Source organism: Marinomonas arctica, assembly GCF_003259225.1.
GTDB classification, from domain to species: Bacteria; Pseudomonadota; Gammaproteobacteria; order Pseudomonadales; family Marinomonadaceae; genus Marinomonas; species Marinomonas arctica.
The window spans coordinates 168,068-190,275 of record NZ_QHJF01000003.1; the positions used below are offsets into that span (position 1 = coordinate 168,068).

Sequence of the window (22,208 nt, forward strand, 5' to 3'; positions counted from 1 at the left end):
ATATCGCAAATGAGTCCCACAAGCGACAGGCAGAGAAAACCTTCATGACTATTCATCCAAATAGTCTTTTTTAAAAGCATGCTAATTATTTCCATACTTCGTTGACTAGAGTAAAGGTTTACGTTAACGTTAAAAGCATGAGTAAACGTTTACGTACTCATGTAAAAAATGAACTCAACAAGAATAAGAACAGGAGTGAATGCAATGAAAAAACCATGGCAATATGTCAATGCTTCTTTTTTAGCCGTATCTATCGCGGCCTCGGCCATTCATACGGCGCATGCCGAAGAGATCGTTCTGGTTTCTGGCGCTGTAGGGAAAGACATCGAAATACTAAAAGAAATAGTAAAACCGTGGGAACAAAAAACGGGGCATACGCTGACCGTATTTCCCATGCCAGCGTCAACGACCGATCAGTTCGCTCAGTATCGTTTATGGCTCGCGGCGGGGAATGCCGACATAGACGTTTTTCAAACCGACGTGATTTGGGCCCCACAACTCGCTAATAATTTTGTGGACCTTACTCCCTACACCAAAGACATCATAGACCAACACTTTCCTTCCATTATTGAGTCACAAACAAGCAACGGGAAGCTGGTTGCACTGCCTTTTTTTACCGATGCTCCCGCACTTTATTACCGTAAAGACCTATTGGAAAAATACCAAAAAGCAGCACCAACCACTTGGCAAGAACTCACCGCTACCGCAAAAGAAATTCAAACCAAAGAGCGTCAAGCAGGCAATGACAATATGTGGGGATTTGTCTGGCAAGGCAATTCTTATGAAGGCCTGACTTGTAACGCGCTTGAATGGGTAAAATCTTTTGGCGGCGGCCAAATAGTAGAAGCTGACGGTTCAATTTCGATCAACAACGAAAAAGCCATAGAGGCGTTAAAACTGGCGAAATCTTGGGTCGGTAACATTTCTCCTGCTGGGGTATTGGCTTATCAAGAAGAAGATGCTCGCGGCGTGTGGCAAACAGGCAATGCGGTTTTCATGCGAAATTGGCCTTATGCCTATGCGCTTGGCAACATGGAAACCAGTACGATTAAAGACCAGTTTGCTGTTATGCCATTACCCAGTGGCACTGAAAATGGCCCATCCGCAGCCACATTAGGTGGCTGGAATTTAGCGGTTTCAAGCTACTCAACCAAAAAAGACGCGTCTATTTCATTAATAAAATTCCTCGCGTCCGAAGAAGTACAAAAGTACCAAGCGCTTCAATCATCTCGATTACCGACCATCATGTCCTTGTACGATGATCCAGACATCAAACAGCAACAACCTATGATCGCACAATGGAAAGACGTGTTTTTACAGGCGGTACCACGGCCTTCTGCGCCGACCAAAATCAAATACAACGAAGTGTCTTCTAAATTTTTCTCGGCGGTACACGCCACACTGTTAGGCAGCGGCTCCGCAGAAGAGAATCTCGAAGTACTTGAATATGAATTGGAAGAACTCAAAGGCAGTCGCTGGTAATTCCTGCACTCAATAAGGCTCAAAGGGTCGTTCTTTTGAGCCCCTTCCTTTTTCGATAGGAAACGTTTGTATGTTTAAAAAACACACCTTAACCAATTCGCCCACCTCTAGTTTGCAACAGCAAAAACAACGAGCGGCATTTTGGTTTCTAGCGCCAATGTTATTAGTATTACTTTGTGTCGCTGCCTGGCCACTCTTACGCTCCATTTATTTTTCATTTACCGACACCTCTCTAACCGATTTGTATGGAGGAGAGTGGGTCGGTTTCAAAAACTATTTAAGTTGGAGAACACTGTCGTCTGGGCGCACCATCTACTCCGGTACCTTGGTTGATCCAGCTTGGTGGAATGCGGTTTGGAATACCGTAAAATTTGCTGTCGTTTCTGTCACCTTAGAAACCATTATTGGATTAATGGTCGCTCTGGTCTTAAACGCTGAATTCAAAGGCCGAGGTTTAGTACGAGCAGCCATTTTAATACCGTGGGCAATCCCAACAATTGTTTCAGCAAAAATGTGGGCATGGATGTTTAATGACCAATTCGGCATCATTAATGACATGCTCCTCACTGTGGGGTTAATCGATCATAAAATCGCTTGGACAGCGAATCTTGATACCGCCATGTTGTCCGTCTTGATTGTCGATATCTGGAAAACGACGCCCTTTATGGCTCTGCTTTGTTTGGCCGGGTTGCAAATGATCCCAAGAGACATGTACGAATCAGCCAAAATTGATGGAATCCATCCCGTAAAAGTCTTCTTTCAAGTGACACTTCCTTTAGTAAAACCTGCGCTCATGGTAGCGGTTATCTTTCGAACACTTGATGCATTGCGCATGTTTGATTTGGTCTATGTGCTCACGCCAAACTCTACCGCCACCAAAACTATGTCGATTATTTCCAGAGAAAACCTCATTGAATTTGACAAGTTTGCCTATGGCTCAGCTCAGTCAACCTTACTGTTTGCCATTATAGCAGTGTGCGTCGCGCTTTATATTTGGCTTGGCAAGCTCGACCTAAATGGAGACAAATCATGACGAACAAGACATTACGCAACAACATCGCTTTCTATGCCATCGTGGTAGTTATTGTCCTTATTTCAGTGTTCCCATTTTACTATGCGATCTTAACCAGCTTTAAGACAGGAACCGATTTGTTCAAGGTGAATTATTTCCCTTCATCGTTCGATTTTCGCAACTACATCGACATACTGAACAACGGCAAATTTATACGCAGCACCTTAAATTCCATATTTATTGCCAGTACCACCGTCGTATTCGCACTCTTTCTCGCCGTTACGGCCTCCTACGCTTTAGCGAGGGTCCGATTTAGAGGTCGAGGGTTATTGCTGATGACTATCTTAGCCGTCTCTATGTTTCCACAAATAGCCGTGCTAGCAGGACTATTCGAACTTATTCGCTTTATTGGGATATACAACACCCCTTGGGCGATGATTTTGTCTTACACCATTTTTACGCTGCCATTTACCGTTTGGGTGTTGACCACCTTTATGCGTGATTTGCCCGTCGAAATTGAAGAGGCGGCGATTGTCGATGGTGCCACGCCTTGGGTCATTATCACGCAAATTTTTATGCCCTTACTGTGGCCTGCTTTGGTCACAACTGGCTTGCTAGCCTTCATTGGCGCTTGGAACGAGTTCTTATTCGCTCTGACTTTTACCGCATCGGAAACCATGCGCACCGTGCCAGTTGCCATTGCCATGTTGTCAGGCTCATCTCAATACGAAACACCCTGGGGGCTAATTATGGCGGCCTCTGTTTTGGTCACCGTTCCGCTCGTGATCTTGGTGCTTATTTTCCAGCGAAAAATTGTATCCGGCCTAACCGCTGGTGGCGTGAAAGGCTAAGGAGTATTCATTATGGCTAAAATTGAACTTAAAAATCTGAGTAAAACTTTCGGCAGCACAGATGTTATTCGAAGTGTCGATCTCACCATTAATGCAGGTGAACTTATGGTGTTTGTCGGCCCTTCCGGTTGTGGTAAGTCAACGTTGTTACGTCTTATTTGTGGATTAGAAGACATAACATCTGGAGCGCTACTATTTGATGGAGTGTCCATGAATGACAAGGTGCCGTCTGAACGTGGCATCGCTATGGTGTTTCAGTCCTACGCTCTGTATCCGCATATGTCTGTGTATAAAAATATGGCATTTGGGCTCAAATTAGCCAATTTTTCCAACAAAGAAATGGAAGCTCGCGTTATTGAAGCCGCTAAAATGCTGCAAATAGACCATTTACTTGATCGCTTACCTAAACAACTTTCAGGCGGCCAACGCCAACGGGTTGCCATTGGCCGCGCGATTGTCAGGGATCCGAGAGTATTTCTCTTTGACGAACCTTTGTCTAACTTAGATGCCTCTTTACGCGTGGATACTCGACTAGAAATAGCCAAGTTACATCACAAAATGAAAAACACCACCATGGTTTACGTTACCCATGATCAAGTGGAAGCAATGACACTGGCAGATCGAATTTGCGTCCTAAGAGACGGTAATATCGAACAAGTTGGCACACCAGAAGAGCTCTACAGTCATCCGAAATCTCTTTTTGTTGCCGGCTTTATTGGGTCTCCAAAAATGAACTTTCTCACTGGCGATATCGCTGAAAAACACCAGTGTCATACTTTGGGTATTCGCCCTGAACATCTGGTTATCGATCATAACGACGGTATATGGAGTGGGGAAGTAGTTCACACAGAAAACCTAGGTGCAGATTTCTTTTTATTCTTAGATTTGGGTATAAAAGATCCTCTCGTTGTTCGCTTGGATGGGCAACAACGAATTCCGCTAGGTACTCAAGTTAATGTACGTCCATTAGAAGAACACCTCCATCGATTTGACAACAATGGTTTGCCCATCACTTCCACAGCCAACAGTGAGACTATTTAAAATGAATACTAGTGAGCAAGAATGGTGGCGTGGTAGCGTTACCTATCAGATTTATCCAAGATCTTTCCTAGATAGTAACGGTGACGGTATAGGAGACATTCCTGGCATTACGAGCCGTTTAGACTATTTAGCAGATCTAGGTGTTGACGCTATTTGGCTTTCTCCCATTTTCACGTCGCCAATGAAAGACATGGGCTACGATGTTTCCAATTATACCGATATAGATCCGTCTTTCGGAACACTGTCAGATTTCGATGAGATGATAGCCAAGGCTCATAAGTTAGGCCTTAAAGTTATTATAGATCAAGTACTTTCACACACGAGTGACCAACACCCTTATTTCTTGGAAAGTCGCCAAGACCAGACAAATGATAAAGCAGACTGGTATGTTTGGGCAGACGCAAAACCAGATGGCTCACCACCGAACAATTGGCTATCGATTTTTGGCGGCACTGGCTGGCAATGGGAGCCTCGCCGTAAACAGTATTATCTGCATAATTTTTTACGCCAGCAGCCGGATCTAAATTTCCACAATCCAGACGTGCAAGACTGGATTCTCAACACGGTACGCTTCTGGCTAGAACGCGGGGTCGATGGCTTTCGCCTAGATACTGTGAACTATTATTTTCATGATGCATTGTTACGTGATGACGCCGCGGATTTTCGCCAAAAATCCGTAGTTGATTGGAATCCTTACCACATGCAATATCATTTATTTTCAAAAAACCAACCAGAGAATCTAGCTTTCCTTAAAAGGTTTAGGGCTCTACTGGGTGAGTATGGCGCTACAACGTCCGTTGGGGAAGTAGGTGAGAGTCACCATCCGATAGAGATGATGGGGGAATATACAACGAATAAACGATTGCACATGGCCTACTCATTTGAAATGTTAAGTCATTCCTTTTCTCCAAAACACTTTTCAAAACAAATCACAGAATTCTTCCGGCTAGCACCAAACGGCTGGCCGTGTTGGGCCTTTTCCAATCATGATGTTGTTCGACATGTTAGCCGTTGGAAAAAACACGCTGAAGATCCAACCGCTTTAGCCAAACAAGCCTGTGCTTTATTACTAAGTTTAGAAGGCTCTGTTTGCTTGTATCAAGGGGAAGAACTTGGTCAACAAGAAACAGATCTAAATTATGACGAACTTGTTGACCCGCAAGGAATCGAGTTTTGGCCTGAAGACAAGGGAAGGGATGGCTGTCGCACCCCAATGTGCTGGGATGATTCACGGTTCGCAGAGTTTTCTTCTTCCATGCCGTGGCTGCCAATTAAAGAACAGCAACGTCAACAAAATATGGCAAAGCAAGACAATGATCCAGAGTCTGTGCTGAATTTTTATCGAGATATGTTGGCATTTCGTAAACAAAATTCGGTTCTACGACATGGCAATACTCGCTTCATAGAGGATGAGAGTGCTCTTTTAGTGTACACACGAGGCAACACCATGCTATGTGTCTTCAACCTAAGTAATCAGCCAATTAGTTATCAAAATACAACAGAATTTAATCAGTGCAACAAAATAGGTAATACCAAGATAGAAGGGCAAAAGCTAGTCTTGGGGGCAAATGGTTTTGCTTTTTTAACAAAATAAAAAAATATTTCACGTGAAACAATCAGATAAGGTAAAGCAAAGGACGAGGAAGAAGAGTAACGCTTACTCTTCTTCCTCGTTTTCTAGATACCATTCCATGACATACGGGGCGAGTTCAGCCCCAGATACAAAGAAGTGGCCATTAAGTAGGGTTTCTCTTTGGTTGTAGCGAAAAGGTTTGCCATCCGGTGTGACGAGCATGCCGCCGGCGGCTTCGATGATGGCTTGCTGAGCAGCGGTATCCCATTCACTGGTTGGGCCTCGACGCAGATGTAAGTCCGCGATGCCTTCGGCAATTCGACAGCCTTTTATCGAGCTGCCTTTGGGTAACTCACGAACTTGCTCGTAGGTTTGCTTTAACTTGTTTTTCAGTGACGCGGGCAGAGCAGGGCCATGGCTGCGACTCGTCATGGCTATGATAGGCTCGCGTGGCTCACGTACGTTGATGCTTTCAAATTCATTGCCTTGCCATTTAAACGCACCGATCGGTAAATCTTGCCATGCCTGTGTCACACCAAAATAGCCTTCTGTTGTGGTCGGCAAATAGACAACGCCTACAATAGGCACGCCATTTTCAATCAAGGCGATGTTAATGCTAAACTCGCCATTACGCTTAATGAACTCTTTCGTGCCATCTAGAGGATCTACGATCCACAACATTGGCCACTGAGAGCGCTCTTCGAAGGCCACCACGCCTTCTTCTGACAAAACAGGAATATCAGGTGTAAGTGCTTGCAAACCTGCTAGAATCACTTTATGTGCAGCAAGGTCGGCCGCTGTCACCGGACTATCGTCTAGCTTTTGCTCGATGCCTAAATCGGCACCTTGATAAATGTCCATGATCACATCGGCCGCATCGTGTATTATTTTTTGCAGAGCTTGGAAAATGGGATGTCTACTAATGTCCTGCATAACAGCCTCAATTATGACAACAGAATAGGGTCAACGTATTCCTTATGAGTAAAACAGAAAAGCAGTCAACTCCACAAGCCGTTCGTTTAGATAAGTGGCTTTGGGCCGCACGTTTTTTTAAAACCCGTTCACTTTGCAAAGACGCTATTGATGGCGGTAAGGTGTCGTACAATGGCAGTAAAGGCAAAGCCAGTCGCAACGTGGAAGTGGGTGCCTTAATTGGCATACGAGTTGGCTGGGACGAAAAGGTCGTTGAAATAAAAGCCATCAGTGAACAGCGCCGTGGCGCTCCTGAAGCACAATTGCTTTATGAAGAAACACCTGCGTCGATTGAAAAGCGCGAAAAACGCGCTTTAGAAAACAAGTCTTTTGGTGGCCGCATCATGTCCGACCATAAACCCAACAAAAAAGAGCGCCGCGATATTAAGCAGCTTAAACAAGATATTTTTAGCGGCATGGAATAAACCCATTCGATGTTCTCTTCACGAGAAGGTCTATAACGATCGTTCAGCAGCGATAATAAAGGCCTTCTCGATTCTCCACACAACCATACAGCTCTAATTCCATTAACACTTGCATCATCAATCCAGCGTCCATTTTACTTTGACGAATCAAGGCATCAAAATCCATTGCTTGACCTTCTTGCTCCATAATGTTGATGATCACCTTGGCATTATCTGACGTCGATTTCGGTAAAGTATGAAAGGCATTTGATACCAGTGGCGATAGGGTTTCAGGCGCTTGATTGTTGTCTGCAGACGATGATTTTCTAATATTTTTATGAACCTTTGATTCCTTAGCGATGGCCTTCCTCTCAACAGAAGGCTTGGTTGTTAACGCAGAAGACAACGCTGGACACTCGGCCACAATATCATCCACATGGCGAACTAGGGTCGCACCTTGGCGTAAAAGCTGATGACAGCCTGCTGATTGCGTGTCGGTCAATCGGCCAGGTAACGCAAAGACCTCGCGGTTTTGTTGAATGGCGTAACTGGCACTGATCAAAGAGCCACTTTTCACCGAGGCCTCTGATACGAGTATGCCCATACTTAAACCGCTGATAATCCGATTGCGTGGAGGAAACAAATGAGGACGAGGTTGGGTTGATAGTGGGTATTCACTTATTAATGCGCCACCTTGTTCTAGGATCTCATCAAACATCTGTTGATTGTGATTCGGATAACGATGAAACAAGCCGGTTCCCATGACACCAATGGTGGGCGTTGTTTTGCTATGCAATGCCCCTTGATGCGCGGCGGTATCGACGCCCATGGCACCACCACTCACCACACAAATGCCACGAGAAGATAATTGTTCAGCAAATTGAAAAGTGACATCCCGGCCATAACGGGTACATTTGCGGGCACCAACAATGCCTATTTTTGGTAGAGACAAGACATCACGGCGACCTTCCACATAAAGAAAAGCAGGGGCAACGGCGATCTCTTTTAAGGCGGTTGGGTATAACTCGTCTTCCTGAAGCACGAGGTGATGATCGGCGCCTTCCAGCCAAGCTAAGGATTCGTCACGTTTACTTTCTTGTTCTTTGCTAAGGGTGCCTCTCGTAAAATACTCCATGGCCTGACGGGCGGTAATCTCCGGCCATTTTAAAGCGATCAGCAGCTCATACGAAATCGCCTCAGTCGTTTTCTCTTCATCAAACAATGACAGGGGCGCATGTTCGTCCATTGGAGTCTGTTGGTCCAGCTCACTGAGATAAGTATAAAGACGCGACAATCGAGAGGGGCCAATCCCAGACAAAAAACTCAAACAGAGCCAATCAGTGTGCGACAAACCTGAACCAGGAAAAGAGATAGACATAATTAAAACCGCTTCCTTACGAATGAAAAAATAGGGCATTCCTTACCCAGAGCATCAGTGCAAAAAGAACTTTCAGTGAGAATAGTCTTTCGCTATTGACGCTATTCAATCATATTGACCAAAAAACCGCCATTAGAAGACTGCTCAAAAGACAGACTTGCGTTACAATAGACAGAATGAAACGAGTTGGAGAGCACGCCTCCACTCATGAACAAAGACACATCGTTGGAAAAGATCATGGCTGTTTTACCCGTACTTGAATACCCAGACAATCGCTTGCGCAAAGTTGCGAAGCCCATTACCGAGTTTACTGACGAGCTGCAAACCAAAATCGACGACATGCTGGATACCATGTATGACGAGAATGGCCTAGGCCTTGCGGCGACACAGGTAGACTATCATCATCGTCTGGTGGTGATGGATTTCTCAGAGGAGCGTAACAAGCCCATCGTATTTATTAACCCTGAGTTTGAAGTATTGGACGACGAACCAAACGAATTCCAAGAGGGTTGTTTGTCCGTTCCTGGCTTTTACGAACACATTTACCGTGCTGCCAAAGTGAAGGTGAAAGCGCTGGATCGTCATGGCAAGCCGTTCGAATTAGAAGTCGACGAGCTGATGGCCGTTTGCGTACAGCATGAAGTGGACCACCTTGACGGCAAACTAATGGTCGATTATTTAACACCATTAAAGCGCAATCGTATTAAAAGCAAATTAGAAAAAGCCCATAAGCTCGCACAAAAACAAGGGTAAGAGGTGTGTCTTTTCACCCCTAACTCGCTGTAAGAATGTTGATACTCGTTTTATAAAATCAGGCTCTGGCCTGATTTTTTGTTAAGGAACCTTTATGCCCACCTCACCACTTCGTATTGTTTTTGCAGGCACTCCTGAATTTGCAGCGGCTAGCCTGCAAGCTATCTTAGATTCAAAACTCGAAAACCAGTATGAGATCGTCGGCGTTTACACACAGCCAGATCGTCCTGCAGGACGAGGTCAAAAACTGGTTCAAAGCCCAGTGAAGCAACTTGCTATCGCCAACGACATTCCAGTTTATCAGCCGCTAAATTTCAAGTTAGAAGAAGACAAAGCACAGCTTGCCGCGTTAGAAGCTGATCTCATGATTGTCGCCGCGTACGGCATCATCCTGCCAAAAGTCGTATTAGAGACGCCTAAGTTTGGTTGCATCAACGTACACGCTTCCTTGCTACCTCGCTGGCGTGGTGCCGCTCCGATTCACCGCTCTTTGATGGCTGGCGACAGCGAAACCGGCATTACTATTATGCAAATGGATGTTGGCTTAGACACGGGCGATATGCTGTTAAAAGCCCATTGCGATATCAAACCAACAGACACTTCTGAAACATTACATGATCGCCTAGCGGTGTTGGGTGGTAAGGCATTAATTGACGCCCTAGAAAAATTCAAAGCGGGCACATTGGTTCCTGAGCAACAGGATGAACGTCTGACGTGTTACGCAGCAAAATTAACCAAACAAGAAGGCGAGGTTAACTGGGCAACATCTGCCGAGCTGATCGAACGTCAAGTTCGCGGTTTGTCACCTTGGCCCGTGGCGTACACCAACAGCCTTGCTGGTGTGATGAAAATCCATACGGCGCACATTGCCAGCGTCAGCGATGAAGCTTCTACTCCGGGCGATATTTTAGTGGTGAGTAAAGAGGGCATTATCGTCGCCACTGGGCAAGGTTCACTCCTCATTACTGAGATCCAGTTTGCAGGCGGCAAACGCATGAAAGTGCAAGATGCCTTAAACGGCAAACACAAAGCCGCCTTAGAGATTGGTCAACGCCTTGGCGTTAATGGAAAACAAGAGTAAGCAAACAGCATGAACCAATACGACAAAAGTGTTTCCTCCCATGCCAGCATAAACACACTAAGTGCTCGCCATGTTGCGGTTAAAGTCATTACCAATATTCTGCTTCAACAGGGTTCACTTAGCACACAATTGGCTCGTCACCAATTGGACATTGCCAGCGAACATGCCCCCATGCTTAAAGAGCTGTGCTTCGGAGTGTGTCGCCAGTACCCAAGACTGAACAGCATAGCTTTGCATTTATTGGCGCATCCTTTTGAAGAAAAGGACACAGATTTATACGCGGTCTTACTATTAGGTTTATATCAACTAACCTATATGAATACACCAGATCACGCCGCGGTCAACGAAACCGTAGAAGCCTGTCGGATCTTGAAAAAAGACTGGGCAACTAAGTTAATGAATGCGGTGCTACGTCGCTATCAAAGAGAAGCCGACGACATAATTGAGGTGCTAGAAGCCCAACCGTCAGTGGAATTTAATATGCCAAAATGGCTGGTGAAGCGTTTTAATAAACATTGGCCAGAGCATCTAGAAGACATTATCGAAGCCAGCAACACGCATCCACCGATGTGCATTCGCATAAATGAGAGCCTCGTTTCACGTGAAACATACAAGTCACAACTTGCTGATTTGGGTATAGGCTCAGAAGATGGCAAGTTTTCAGAGTCAGCTCTGTATCTAAGAAATGCCGTTCGAGTAGGAGAGCTGCCCGGTTTTGATGCCGGCTATGTTAGCGTTCAAGATGAAGCGGCTCAGCTTTCCGCACATATTTTATCGCCGAAAGATGGAGATAAAATACTGGATGCTTGCGCGGCGCCAGGAGGAAAAACAGGTCATTTATTAGAGAAAGCCAACGCGACTGGACTGAGTTCAATGGCGCTCACCGCTGTCGAGCTAGAACCTTGGCGCATGGAGAAAATTGAATCGAATTTACAACGCCTTGGCTATTCAGCTAATTTAATCTGCGCCGATGCCAGCAACCTAGAAGCGTGGTGGGACGGCGAACATTTTGACAAAATTTTGCTTGATGTACCTTGTACGGCTACCGGTGTTATTCGTCGTAATCCAGACATTAAAATCAACCGAAAACCAGCAGATATTGAGGATCTTGTTACTATTCAAAGAGCCATTCTAAATCGAGTTTGGGAGACCTTGAAGCCGGGTGGCTTTATGTTGTACGCCACTTGCTCGTTGATGCCGGAAGAAAACGAACAACAAATACAGTATTTCTTGGCCAATCAAGAGGACGCATCGGAAGTCCCATTGAATTCATTAGCACCAAGTTTTGCTACAGAGTGGGGGATTCCTGTTAGCCATGGTCGACAACTGTTTCCTACCTCTGAAGGGCATGATGGATTTTATTACTGTCTGCTTCGGAAAAAGGCCCAGCTCTAAATAAAATAGAGTTAAAAACAAAATAGAGTGTTTCACATGGAACACTCTATTTTATCTACCGATTTATGGGTACACGATCGTCCCTCCAGCCTACCAAGCAATCATGACACCAAGTCGACACCGACTGAAAAAAATTATGGCTATTTTGCAAGTTCAAGTTAAATGTTTGGCCTTATATCGGTACACTTGCTCAACTTGATTCAAGTAAAAATTATGCACGTTTGGTCAGCAAGACGATTTAACTTCTCATTCTATTAATACATTAAACAAAGAGCCGAATAACACGTAACGCTCTAAGGTAGACTATGAAAATCATCATTATAGGGGCAGGCCAAGTTGGGGCCACACTGGCAGAGAATCTCGCTAGTGAAGATAACGATATTACTGTCATTGATACCAATCTTACTCGTCTTAGAGAACTGCAAGATCGTCTCGATATCCAAACAGTGGAGGGCAGCGGCTCGCATCCTGATGTATTGGACCAAGCAGGCTGTAATGACGCAGATATGTTGATTGCCGTGAGCAACCAAGATGAGACCAACATGATCGCTTGTCAGGTCGCTCACACTCTCTTTAAAACCCCGACTAAAATTGGTCGCGTCCGTTCAAGTGCGTATGCTAAATACCCAGAATTATTTGCCGACCAAGCCATCCCAATGGATGTTCGTATCAGCCCAGAAAAAGAAGTGACTAAACATTTAAGTCGATTGATCCGCTATCCAGGCGCATTGCAGGTCATGGAGTTCGCCGATGGCAAAGTCCAACTGGTGGTCGTCAAAGCAGAAAAGGGCGGCCCACTGATCGACCAGCCCATCAGCTTTTTGAAAGAACACATGCCATCCATTCAAACGCGTATCGCGGCTATTTATCGTGATGGTAAGTCGATCTCTCCGGATGGCAACACGCACATTCGCGCGAATGACGAAGTCTTTTTTCTCACCGCGCAACGAGACGTGCTTGATGTGATGAGTGAGTTGCGTCCATTGGACGTGCCTTACCGACGTATCATTATTGCAGGTGGCGGTAACATCGGTGAGCGTTTGGCACAAAGCCTAGAAAAAGAATATCGAGTCAAAATCATTGAACGCGATCCAGAACGCTGTCGTTATTTGTCTGAGACCTTGGACAACACCATAGTGCTCAATGGTGATGCCTCTAAGCAAGAATTGCTGCTTGAAGAAAACATCGAATCAACCGACGTATTCTGCGCCTTAACCAACAATGATGAAGCCAACATCATGTCTTCTATGCTGGCAAAAGTACTTGGTGTTCGTACGGTTATGACGATTATTAATAACCCTGCCTACGTGGACATTGTTCAAGAAGGCATGATCGATATTGCCATATCGCCGCAACAAACCACCATCAGCTCTTTATTGAGTTATATCCGTCGTGGCGATGTAGTGAACGTTCACTCGATGCGCAAAGGCGCAGCCGAGGCATTGGAAGCCGTTGCGCATGGCGATTATCGCTCTTCGAAAGTCGTCGGCCGCAGTATTGCCAATTTGAATTTACCCGATGGCGCCACCATCGGCGCTATTGTTAGGGAAGATAATATGATTGTCGCCACGGGGGATCTCGTCATTCAAGCGGAAGACCACGTTATTATTTTCGTCACGAACAAGAAGCAAATTCCGGCCGTAGAGCAACTTTTCCAAGTAGGATTGACCTTCTTTTAAAGTGGCTTTTGCTAAATTTAACCCTCATTCAAATGAATAATTAACGCTGGTCTGACAACACGCATTACGTCGAGACCTGGGAAACAAGTATGCATTTTAGTGTTATTTTACGCGTCATTGGTTTATTGGTTATGGTGTTTAGCGTCTCGCTGATTCCTCCGATTATTGTGTCCATCATTTATTCTGATGGCACTGTCCATGCGTTTTTATATGCATTAGCAATCAACTTATTGGGCGGCTTTTTGCTTTGGTTTCCCGTTCGTAATGAACGTGGTGAGTTAAAAATTCGTGATGGGTTCTTAGTCACCGTTCTATTTTGGACGGTGCTAGGTTTGTTTGGTTCCGTGCCTTTTTTCTTAGCAGACACGCCAAACCTCACTTTTACCGATGCTTTATTTGAATCCATTTCTGGACTGACTACCACTGGGGCGACCATCCTCACAGGGATCGATGATTTACCAAAATCAATTCTATTTTATCGTCAGTTATTAACTTGGTTGGGGGGGATGGGTATCATTGTTTTGGCTGTGGCCATCATGCCAATGTTAGGTATCGGTGGTATGCAGCTGTATCGTGCTGAAACCCCAGGTCCGGTGAAAGACACAAAATTGACACCGCGTATTGCCGAAACCGCCAAAGCGTTGTGGTTTATCTACGCCACACTCACCAGTGTCTGTGCCTTGGGTTATTGGATAGCAGGGATGACTTTGTTCGACGCCATTTGCCATAGCTTTTCAACCGTGGCTATTGGTGGTTTCTCTACTCACGATGCCAGTATTGGGTATTTCGATAGTGTGGCTATCGAAATGATTTGTACCTTTTTCATGATAGTGTCAGCGTGCAATTTTGCTTTGCATTTTTATGCTTGGCGCCATAAAAGCGTGTGGCATTATTTTAAAGACCCTGAAGCACGCTTCTTTTTGTTTATCTTGCTGAGCACTTGCGTATTGTCTACGTTGGTACTGGCAATGACATCCACCTATGACTGGAGCTCTTCGTTACGTTATGCGGTGTTTGAAAGCGTATCCATTGCAACTACCTCAGGTTTTGGTACTACAGACTTTTCTTCATGGCCACATTTCTTACCCTTCTTGTTGATTGTCACCTCCTTTGTAGGCGGCTGTGCCAGCTCAACCGGCGGTGGTATGAAGGTTATTCGTATTCTTTTGATCCTTAAACAGGGGGTGCGAGAAATACAGCGTTTGATCCATCCAAGTGCGGTGATTCCCGTTAAAGTAGGCGGTAAAGCCATCAATGAAAGGGTGGTATCAGCCGTCTGGGGGTTTTTCTCCGCGTACTTGTTGGTGTATGTCGTTTTAATGATTGGTCTGATGGCAACAGGGTTGGATCAGGTTACGGCGTGGTCCGCCGTTGCGGCAACCCTTAACAACTTAGGACCAGGTCTAGGTGATGTCGCCTCTAGCTTTACCAGCGTCAGTGATCCTGCAAAATGGATGCTGTGTTTCTCTATGTTGTTGGGTCGTTTAGAAGTGTTTACTTTGTTGGTATTATTCACTCCCATGTTCTGGCAAAAATAATCAGGATTAACACAGTGACACCAGCCATCAACCAGCTTAAGAAATTGAAGATTGCGTACAGTATTCACGAATACGAACACGACGCCCATTGTTCTAATTTTGGTGAAGAGGCCGCACAAAAACTGAATCTTGACCCAGCTTGCGTGTTCAAAACACTGCTCGTTACCGACGATAAAACGACTTTCGTGACCATAGTGCCAGTCACTGGCACGTTAAATCTAAAACGCGCGGCCAGCGCATTAGGCGTAAAAAAGCTGCGCATGGCCGAGGTAAAAGATGCCGAACGACTTACTGGTTACTTGGTTGGTGGTATCAGTCCAGTAGGGCAGAAGAAAAGCCTCGTCACTTGTATTGATCAAAGTGCGCAGGCGTTTGAAAAAGTCTATGTCAGCGGCGGACAACGAGGGCTGGATATCGGTCTAGCACCAAATGATCTCAGCCGCGCTTGTCGTAACGCCATTTTCGCGGCCATAGGTGAAGCAAAATAACCAACGCTGTATCCATAATGATACGAAATGAAAGCAGTACAACCAACACGACTCAACTCGATTCAAAAAAGGCATTCCCCATGGCGCAACTCAAACCCATTGTTTTACTAGACCGTGACGGTGTTATTAACCAAGACTCAGACGCTTATGTGAAATCTGTCGACGAATGGCAACCCATTCCAGGCAGCATTAAATCAATCGCGGCGCTGTCTAAAGCGGGCTTTAAAGTCTTTGTTGTCACCAACCAATCGGGCATTGCGCGCGGCTATTACGACGAAGCCACGTTGCATGCCATGCACGATAAAATGACAGCACTTGTCGAAGCAGAGGGCGGTAAAATAGATGGCATTCAATATTGCCCTCACGGTCCGGATGACAGCTGCAACTGTCGTAAACCCAAAAGTGGCATGATTGAAACCATCGAAGCAGAGCTTGGTCTATCGTTCAAAGAGCACCCAGCCATCATGGTAGGAGACTCTCTGAGAGACCTTCAGGCAGGCAATGCACGTGGTTGCTCACCTGTATTGGTTTTGACGGGAAAAGGCCGTGAAACGCAGTACAAAGCCATAGACTTCCCATTTACTGTCTATACTGACCTAGCAGCGTTCACCATTGCCATACTGCATAAATACAGTTAACTCAGTTTAAAAAATAAGGCGTCTACAAACACCTTGTTAGTAAACGGTTACTAACAAGGTGTTCCATCCAACAAGGTTAATTGCCTCGCGTCATCCCGGCCAATCTGCGCCAACTGAAAGTGATGAGAAGCGTCAAAACTAATAACAGAAACGGAAAGGCTTGCACACTAAAAGCCTCAATAATGGGTCCAGTTAAGGATGGCGCAACCAACGCCCCCAATCCACAACAGACAAAAACATAACCTGTTCGTTTGCCATTGAGCGCCATAATACTATTGGCATAGGAAAACAACATGGGGAAAAAAGCGGAGCAACCCAAGCCTAACCACAATGCGATCACCACAAGCGACACATCAGACATTACCATCATCAAACTTCCTGTAAAACTCACTAACAGTAAAGCGTATATACCTTGACGAGGTGTGATCCAACGCAATAAAAAAACTGACAACAAACGTCCTAGGGAGAGGCTCACAAAAAACCAAGTCACTAATATTGCAGCGCTATTTTGATCTTCACCAGACAGAACGGCATAAGTACTGATCCAACCAGCGATGGTGATTTCAAACCCCACATACAAGAAGATGACCGTTAAAAATGCCAAAAAAGTGGCTTTTTGCTTTGTCACAGGTACCACTTCACTGGCTCTGACTTCAAACGTTGGGCTAGGTTGACGCCATAAAAATAATGGTAATAACAGAGCATAGAGAGCCACCATCCAATAACCCGAACCATAACCATGACCAGTCCATTGAGCAAAGACCAAAATCAGGGGCGCTAACATGGAACCAGCACTGTGGCATAAATGCAAAATGGTCACATAGGAGCCGACCTTTTCCTTGTGCAACCACAGCATCATCATGTTGCCACCAGCATTAGCAGATACCTCAGTGGCACCCAACAAGAAAAACAACACCACCAGCATTGTCAAACTGGTGGAAAAGGGCACTAAGATCAATCCTGTAATCATACAGAGCAGCATAACAATCAAATAATGATGACCTTTCCAACGGTCAAACATGCGTCCCGCCAATAAAGCGCCGAGAATATTGCCAACGGCACGCGCGCTAAAAACGATGGAGATTTCCGCCACCGAAGCATCAATCAAATCCGCTAAATAAATAAGACTCGGGCCAAGCAAACCCGCAACGGCACCAACTCCGATAAACATAGAGCAATACAACGCTGTTCGAGTCAATTCCTTCATAGAGCAACATCCATTTTTTATTGTTTTGAATGGTTAAAGATAATTTGGATTTAATCACGCAACTTGATTAATTAATAGACTCCAAAAAGAAAATCCTCTGCGAGCGATTGTCCATTGGCATTAAAAGCCAATTAGATGATAATGGTTATTATTTTATGATGTTAGCCATGACGATATCACCCAGACTCACACGCATCGAAAAGGTCCTAGACTACATTCACGAGCATTTGGATGAACCCATTCATGTGACGAATTTGGCCGAAAAAAGCTGTTGGTCACGCTGGCAGTTTCAACGAGTATTTGGTCAAGCAACGGGGCTCACTGTCGCGCAGTATGTAAGAGAGTTACGCCTAAGCAAAGCGGCCGAACTGTTACTATCCAGTAAAAATAAGCATGTAGATATTGCCATAGAATGTGGTTTTGACTCAGAAATAAGCTTTTCCCGAGCCTTTAAACACATGTTCAACTGTACCCCTCGATACTATCGCCAGCAAGGCAAGCGCCATGGATTACGTACACCATTACAATATAGAAGACCAGATAACACACAGACAGACACCCCCAAAGCATTCACTCAAATACGCGTTGAAAGCCACGAGCGCTTTCAAATTCAAGGCAAATGCGATTGGATTCGGGGACTACTGTCCGCATCCCCAGATTTTTCAGAACGTGTTCCACGACTTTGGTCTCAGGTCATTTTAGAAGTAAAAACTGTGAAAAAGGGCACTCGCCCAATTGGCATCATAGACACTCAGGACCACGCAGATCACCCAGATCAAATGCTTTATTGGGCTGGGTACTTAGAACCCATAGACGTGTTATTACCGCTCTTTTCTGGGGCAAATCTATTTGGCAATGCGCCATTGGATACCGTCATTGTTCCACCCCAAGAATACGCCGTCATTCCCGTTCATGGAGACGCTTCAGCGGTTAAAAAAGCATTAGAGTGGTTTATTTTCCAATGGTTACCTGAATCTAACTATTATGGCGTGCAAGGCTACGAACTGGAAATTTACGACCCTGATTACAATCCACATAGCCAGCAGAGCTACATGGAATACTGGCTTCCGATCAAACCCAGATAGCGTCTAGGCAAGGAAGTCCGATCCATCAGAAGGGGCTCGTCCACCTGACGGAAGATGCACCAAAAGGTTAAGTTTTACGTTCTCGATAAAAATAGAATGAGACACATTATCAATATTGTTTTATTCTTTTCTCGGAGTTAATATGAAACCGTCTGTGCAGTTCCAGCTTACTTTACTCGCTTTGGCCATTACCTCAGTCTCATCTTATTCGCTTGCTGCTGATACCTCAGAAAAGACTGAGATAAACCTAGAAGATCAATTGGACACTCTCGTTGTAAAAGGTCAAACATACCGTAATACCGCAACAAAAACACAGTTGGACCCAGAAGAAACACCACAAGCGATTTCAGTAATAGAGAAGGAAGCTTTGCAACAAAGAGGTACAGAAACCGTCGCAGAGGCCGTTCGATATACACCTGGTATCAATACAGAATTACGCGGTGGCGCGGTAACTCGATTGGATTTTTTTAATATCCGAGGGTTTGAAAATGATAAAGCTTACTATGACGGACTGCAGCTACTCTATAACGATTGGAACCTACAACCGCAAATCGACATGGCAGCCGTGGAACAAGTAGAAGTATTCAAAGGCCCAACCTCGACACTGTATGGCGCTATGCCACCAGGCGGTATGGTGAACCTCATTAGTAAAGCCCCTCAGTCTGAGAGCCAGCATAGTGTGGAATTAACCTTAGGTAGCGATAATAAACGCGAAACACAGATCGATAGTACAGGTGCCATTAACGACACAATGAACTATCGCGTCGTTGGATTATTTCGTCAAAAAGACGGACAAGCCGTCACATCGGAAGAAGAGCGCATCATGATCGCGCCCTCTATTGATTGGAAAATAAGCGACAACACCATGCTGAACCTCAATATGTATTACCAAAAAGATCCAAGCATGGGTGTGTACTCCACTTTGCCATCAAAAGGCACTGTCTACAGCGGCATCAATGGCAAGCTGTCTTCCGATTCTTATGCTGGCGACACAAACTGGGAGACTTACGACAGAGATGTTCTATTACTGGGCTATAAGCTCGATCACAACATCAATAATACTTGGCGCTTTTTACAAAATGCGCGTTTCACCACCGCCAAAGCCTACCAAGAAAACACTTACTCTTCTTCACTAGACAGTGATGAGAGAACCCTAAACCGCCGTGCCTACCTAACGGATGAAAAATCCGAAGGCATCAATATAGATAACCAATTTTCTGGATTATTTGATGTTGGCAATGCCGAACTCAATATTTTGGTGGGTGTGGATTATCTAAAACTCAAATCTGACGTGATATACGAAGACGCCGTTGCACCAAGCATTGATCTGTATAATCCAGATCACAAGCAGATTATCAGAGATAACATAGACTTCGCAGGGTCCGGCTACAGCAGTGACTTTACCATCGACAAAGAACAAACGGGTCTGTATCTGCAGGATCAAATACGCCTCGATCAATGGGTCTTTATTGCCGGCGGCCGTTATGACCAATTCAAATCGACCGAAACCGGCGTAAAATACGGAGCAGCGACCAACACCAAAGTCGACCAAAGCCAATTTAGTGGTCGAGCAGGCGCGTTATATGAATTTGAGAATGGCGTAGCGCCGTTTGTCAGCTATGCCCAAAGTTTCGAGCCAATCACCGGCTCAGATCGCAATGGTAAGACGTTTGATACCTCAACAGCAGACCAGTGGGAAGCCGGTCTAAAATACAAACAGCGAAACACCACCGCCAGCGCAACCGCGTTTGAAATCACCAAACGCAATGTACTGACTCGTGATCCTGACAGCTCAGACTACAGCCAAAAAGTCCAAGTAGGGGAAATGCGCTCTCGTGGTATCGAACTTGAATTACAACACGCCATGACACCTGACATAACGGTCAAAGCAGCCTATACACTGCAAGACGTGGAAGTGACCAAAGACAACAGTGGTATAGAAGGTAATACACCGGTTTGGGTACCTGAAAAGCAATTCAATACTTGGCTAACCTATGCACCAACAGAAGGAAAATGGGTCGGAGCATCCTTCGGTACAGGTGTGCGTTATGTAGGACAAATGCAACTTGATGCCGCCAATTCGAATACCGTGCCATCGTTTACCTTGGTCGATTTGTCTATCGGTTATGACTTATCGGCATTATCACCACAATGGCAAGGCGCCAGCGTGACATTTGCCATGAGCAACGTATTTGATGAAACCTATTACAGCTGCTACGACGCATCCAACTGCTGGTTTGGTGACGAAAGAGCTTACGAAATCAGTGCCCGCTATGAGTTTTAGCTATCTCATGGCATGGCTTAAAGCCACTATTTAGAGGTAAAACATGGAAAGGCTTATAGATCGTCTTTTCAACACTGCAAGATCATACATTGCGGTACTGGATGGGCAAGAACGTTTGTCTAATGAGAAACCAAGCTCGACAAGCTTATCCGCCACCCATCCAGAACCCGCTCTGCGGGTTTTGCATAAAACGCTACAAGAGGCGCACCCCGAAACGGGCGCGCCTTATTGGCGTATACGGTGTTGGGGATTAGTGTGTTGGCAGCCGATCTATTTGGCGATGATTTGTGTTTATCAGCTCAAAGCCATGCCACTGCGTTTGCAAGACATAGAACAAAAACAACAGGGTGAGATGGTCGCCGGATATTGTTTACCGGACGGAATATGGCAAGAGGGAAATCACGAAACCCTGATTAAAACCGCTTGCGAACAACTCAATCGTCTTTTCAATGCATTTGAGACAGTCCATGTTGATACGTTTGGGGGTCGACCTGCACTTTATAAGGGGTTACTCGCGGATCAGCTAATGAGCGCTTTAATTGCCGTCAACAACGCATTGCCAGATGAGCAAAAACACGATCTGGAGAAGGATTTTCGTCTTTGGGCACAGGCCATGAATTTACCCTTAAAACCACTGGAAGGACTCAACCTACAAACGGCCAAAACACCTGTGTTTGTACGCCACACGTGCTGCTTACATTTTCGCCGTGAAGGCGGAGAACTGTGCGCCAACTGCCCAAGACTGCATACGAAAAGCGCCAAGCAGAAACAGCAATGTAGCGTCTCTTGATGTTGAAACCACGCCGTCGAGACTAGATCAAATAAACCAGATAGTAAGTGCTTACTTAAATTATAAGCCAATTATTATAAGACTTTAAGAAACCAGTGTTTCACTGCGTGACTGCTGGGCCAAAATATCCGTAAGATTGTCCTCAATCCAGTCTGCCAAACTGGCAACGCGAACCGCCACTTCAAGCCCTAATGTCGTCAAACTGTATTCTACATGAGGCGGCACCACAGGATACGACGTGCGTAGGACAAAGCCGTCTAACTCTAAGGCTTGAAGGGTTTGCGCCAACATTTTTTCACTGACGCCTGATATCTTGCGACGCAACTCACTAAAGCGATGTGTTTCACCGTCCTTTAGTGCGAACAACACCAATACGCCCCAGCGACTCGTCACATGTTTCAAAATATCACGCGAAGGGCACTTGTCTGAAAACACATCCCCCCGATCAAATAAGTGAGCCATACCGTTCTGAGAATTTTGTAAATTATTTTCCATACTTACCTTTTTGTACGTACTTACTAAAAGTTTGTTAGTAATATATTCTACTTCCATCTACT

20 protein-coding genes are annotated in these 22,208 nt (G+C 45.2%); 16 read left to right on the top strand and 4 right to left on the bottom strand.

The window, feature by feature from the left end; genetic code table 11:
- Positions 1–204 precede the first annotated feature (204 nt).
- The 5 genes from DK187_RS02515 (at position 205) to DK187_RS02535 (ending at position 5,980) form a co-directional block, all read left to right on the top strand.
- Positions 205–1,482, top strand: a complete 1,278-nt coding sequence (locus tag DK187_RS02515; protein WP_111605761.1) for an ABC transporter substrate-binding protein — start codon at positions 205–207, stop codon at positions 1,480–1,482.
- A 70-nt stretch (positions 1,483–1,552) separates the two neighbouring features.
- Positions 1,553–2,515 carry a carbohydrate ABC transporter permease gene (locus DK187_RS02520; RefSeq protein ID WP_111605762.1) on the top strand — a complete coding sequence of 321 codons (963 nt, stop codon included), beginning with the start codon at positions 1,553–1,555 and terminating at the stop codon, positions 2,513–2,515.
- Positions 2,512–3,345: a carbohydrate ABC transporter permease gene (locus DK187_RS02525; protein ID WP_111605763.1), complete on the top strand. Its 834-nt coding sequence runs from the start codon at positions 2,512–2,514 to the stop codon at positions 3,343–3,345. Before DK187_RS02520 ends, DK187_RS02525 begins: the two co-directional genes overlap by 4 nt.
- Positions 3,346–3,357: 12 nt before the next feature.
- Positions 3,358–4,386, top strand: a complete 1,029-nt coding sequence (locus DK187_RS02530) for an ABC transporter ATP-binding protein (RefSeq protein ID WP_111605764.1) — start codon at positions 3,358–3,360, stop codon at positions 4,384–4,386.
- A gap of 1 nt (position 4,387) precedes the next feature.
- Complete coding sequence (locus DK187_RS02535; protein ID WP_111605765.1) at positions 4,388–5,980, top strand: alpha-glucosidase; 1,593 nt, start codon at positions 4,388–4,390, stop codon at positions 5,978–5,980.
- A 63-nt stretch (positions 5,981–6,043) separates the two neighbouring features.
- Here DK187_RS02535 and cysQ read toward each other — a convergent pair whose 3' ends face one another.
- On the bottom strand, positions 6,044–6,892 hold the full coding sequence (gene cysQ / locus DK187_RS02540; RefSeq protein ID WP_111605766.1) for a 3'(2'),5'-bisphosphate nucleotidase CysQ: 849 nt from the start codon (positions 6,890–6,892) through the stop codon (positions 6,044–6,046).
- A 44-nt stretch (positions 6,893–6,936) separates the two neighbouring features.
- Between cysQ and DK187_RS02545 the strand changes: the two genes are divergently transcribed.
- A complete protein-coding gene (locus DK187_RS02545; protein WP_111605767.1) occupies positions 6,937–7,356 on the top strand; it encodes an RNA-binding S4 domain-containing protein in 420 nt (139 codons plus the stop codon).
- 43 nt (positions 7,357–7,399) lie between these two features.
- On the opposite strand, the gene dprA is transcribed toward DK187_RS02545, so the two are convergent.
- A complete protein-coding gene (gene dprA, locus DK187_RS02550; protein WP_111605768.1) occupies positions 7,400–8,713 on the bottom strand; it encodes a DNA-processing protein DprA in 1,314 nt (437 codons plus the stop codon).
- 237 nt (positions 8,714–8,950) lie between these two features.
- Here dprA and def point away from each other — a divergent pair, with 237 nt between their 5' ends.
- The 7 genes from def (at position 8,951) to gmhB (ending at position 16,285) form a co-directional block, all read left to right on the top strand.
- On the top strand, positions 8,951–9,466 hold the full coding sequence (def, locus tag DK187_RS02555; RefSeq protein ID WP_111605769.1) for a peptide deformylase: 516 nt from the start codon (positions 8,951–8,953) through the stop codon (positions 9,464–9,466).
- A gap of 94 nt (positions 9,467–9,560) precedes the next feature.
- Entirely contained in the window at positions 9,561–10,547 is a 987-nt protein-coding gene (gene fmt, locus DK187_RS02560) for a methionyl-tRNA formyltransferase (RefSeq protein ID WP_111605770.1), read from the top strand.
- Positions 10,548–10,556: 9 nt separating this feature from the next.
- The gene (gene rsmB / locus DK187_RS02565) at positions 10,557–11,942 is read left to right on the top strand and encodes a 16S rRNA (cytosine(967)-C(5))-methyltransferase RsmB (protein ID WP_111605771.1); all 1,386 of its coding nucleotides are present in this window, start codon (positions 10,557–10,559) and stop codon (positions 11,940–11,942) included.
- Positions 11,943–12,247: 305 nt separating this feature from the next.
- Entirely contained in the window at positions 12,248–13,621 is a 1,374-nt protein-coding gene (trkA, locus tag DK187_RS02570) for a Trk system potassium transporter TrkA (protein ID WP_111605772.1), read from the top strand.
- An 89-nt stretch (positions 13,622–13,710) separates the two neighbouring features.
- Positions 13,711–15,159, top strand: a complete 1,449-nt coding sequence (locus DK187_RS02575; RefSeq protein WP_111605773.1) for a TrkH family potassium uptake protein — start codon at positions 13,711–13,713, stop codon at positions 15,157–15,159.
- A 14-nt stretch (positions 15,160–15,173) separates the two neighbouring features.
- A complete protein-coding gene (gene ybaK / locus DK187_RS02580) occupies positions 15,174–15,647 on the top strand; it encodes a Cys-tRNA(Pro) deacylase (RefSeq protein WP_111605774.1) in 474 nt (157 codons plus the stop codon).
- Positions 15,648–15,727: 80 nt separating this feature from the next.
- Entirely contained in the window at positions 15,728–16,285 is a 558-nt protein-coding gene (gene gmhB / locus DK187_RS02585; RefSeq protein WP_111605775.1) for a D-glycero-beta-D-manno-heptose 1,7-bisphosphate 7-phosphatase, read from the top strand.
- Positions 16,286–16,361: 76 nt separating this feature from the next.
- On the opposite strand, the gene DK187_RS02590 is transcribed toward gmhB, so the two are convergent.
- Complete coding sequence (locus DK187_RS02590; RefSeq protein WP_111605776.1) at positions 16,362–17,492, bottom strand: MFS transporter; 1,131 nt, start codon at positions 17,490–17,492, stop codon at positions 16,362–16,364.
- 155 nt (positions 17,493–17,647) lie between these two features.
- Between DK187_RS02590 and DK187_RS02595 the strand changes: the two genes are divergently transcribed.
- From DK187_RS02595 to DK187_RS02605, 3 genes are all read left to right on the top strand, one after another.
- Positions 17,648–18,577, top strand: coding sequence for an AraC family transcriptional regulator (locus tag DK187_RS02595; protein WP_223232268.1), 930 nt, complete (start codon positions 17,648–17,650; stop codon positions 18,575–18,577).
- Between the two features lie 142 nt (positions 18,578–18,719).
- On the top strand, positions 18,720–20,861 hold the full coding sequence (locus tag DK187_RS02600; protein ID WP_111605777.1) for a TonB-dependent siderophore receptor: 2,142 nt from the start codon (positions 18,720–18,722) through the stop codon (positions 20,859–20,861).
- 43 nt (positions 20,862–20,904) lie between these two features.
- A complete protein-coding gene (locus DK187_RS02605; protein ID WP_111605778.1) occupies positions 20,905–21,651 on the top strand; it encodes a siderophore ferric iron reductase in 747 nt (248 codons plus the stop codon).
- A gap of 84 nt (positions 21,652–21,735) precedes the next feature.
- Here the strand turns inward: DK187_RS02605 and DK187_RS02610 are convergent, their stop codons facing one another.
- A complete protein-coding gene (locus tag DK187_RS02610) occupies positions 21,736–22,146 on the bottom strand; it encodes a winged helix-turn-helix transcriptional regulator (protein WP_111605779.1) in 411 nt (136 codons plus the stop codon).
- Positions 22,147–22,208 lie beyond the last annotated feature (62 nt).

Excerpts from the sequence above, each read along its gene's own strand:
- DK187_RS02515 (WP_111605761.1), top strand. The coding sequence starts at position 205 with ATGAAAAAACCATGGCAATATGTCAATGCTTCTTTTTTAGCCGTATCT.
- DK187_RS02520 (WP_111605762.1), top strand. The coding sequence starts at position 1,553 with ATGTTTAAAAAACACACCTTAACCAATTCGCCCACCTCTAGTTTGCAA.
- DK187_RS02525 (WP_111605763.1), top strand. The coding sequence starts at position 2,512 with ATGACGAACAAGACATTACGCAACAACATCGCTTTCTATGCCATCGTG.
- DK187_RS02530 (WP_111605764.1), top strand. The coding sequence starts at position 3,358 with ATGGCTAAAATTGAACTTAAAAATCTGAGTAAAACTTTCGGCAGCACA.
- DK187_RS02535 (WP_111605765.1), top strand. The coding sequence starts at position 4,388 with ATGAATACTAGTGAGCAAGAATGGTGGCGTGGTAGCGTTACCTATCAG.
- cysQ (WP_111605766.1), bottom strand. The coding sequence starts at position 6,892 with ATGCAGGACATTAGTAGACATCCCATTTTCCAAGCTCTGCAAAAAATA.
- DK187_RS02545 (WP_111605767.1), top strand. The coding sequence starts at position 6,937 with ATGAGTAAAACAGAAAAGCAGTCAACTCCACAAGCCGTTCGTTTAGAT.
- dprA (WP_111605768.1), bottom strand. The coding sequence starts at position 8,713 with ATGTCTATCTCTTTTCCTGGTTCAGGTTTGTCGCACACTGATTGGCTC.
- def (WP_111605769.1), top strand. The coding sequence starts at position 8,951 with ATGGCTGTTTTACCCGTACTTGAATACCCAGACAATCGCTTGCGCAAA.
- fmt (WP_111605770.1), top strand. The coding sequence starts at position 9,561 with ATGCCCACCTCACCACTTCGTATTGTTTTTGCAGGCACTCCTGAATTT.
- rsmB (WP_111605771.1), top strand. The coding sequence starts at position 10,557 with ATGAACCAATACGACAAAAGTGTTTCCTCCCATGCCAGCATAAACACA.
- trkA (WP_111605772.1), top strand. The coding sequence starts at position 12,248 with ATGAAAATCATCATTATAGGGGCAGGCCAAGTTGGGGCCACACTGGCA.
- DK187_RS02575 (WP_111605773.1), top strand. The coding sequence starts at position 13,711 with ATGCATTTTAGTGTTATTTTACGCGTCATTGGTTTATTGGTTATGGTG.
- gmhB (WP_111605775.1), top strand. The coding sequence starts at position 15,728 with ATGGCGCAACTCAAACCCATTGTTTTACTAGACCGTGACGGTGTTATT.
- DK187_RS02590 (WP_111605776.1), bottom strand. The coding sequence starts at position 17,492 with ATGAAGGAATTGACTCGAACAGCGTTGTATTGCTCTATGTTTATCGGA.
- DK187_RS02595 (WP_223232268.1), top strand. The coding sequence starts at position 17,648 with ATGATGTTAGCCATGACGATATCACCCAGACTCACACGCATCGAAAAG.
- DK187_RS02600 (WP_111605777.1), top strand. The coding sequence starts at position 18,720 with ATGAAACCGTCTGTGCAGTTCCAGCTTACTTTACTCGCTTTGGCCATT.
- DK187_RS02605 (WP_111605778.1), top strand. The coding sequence starts at position 20,905 with ATGGAAAGGCTTATAGATCGTCTTTTCAACACTGCAAGATCATACATT.
- DK187_RS02610 (WP_111605779.1), bottom strand. The coding sequence starts at position 22,146 with ATGGAAAATAATTTACAAAATTCTCAGAACGGTATGGCTCACTTATTT.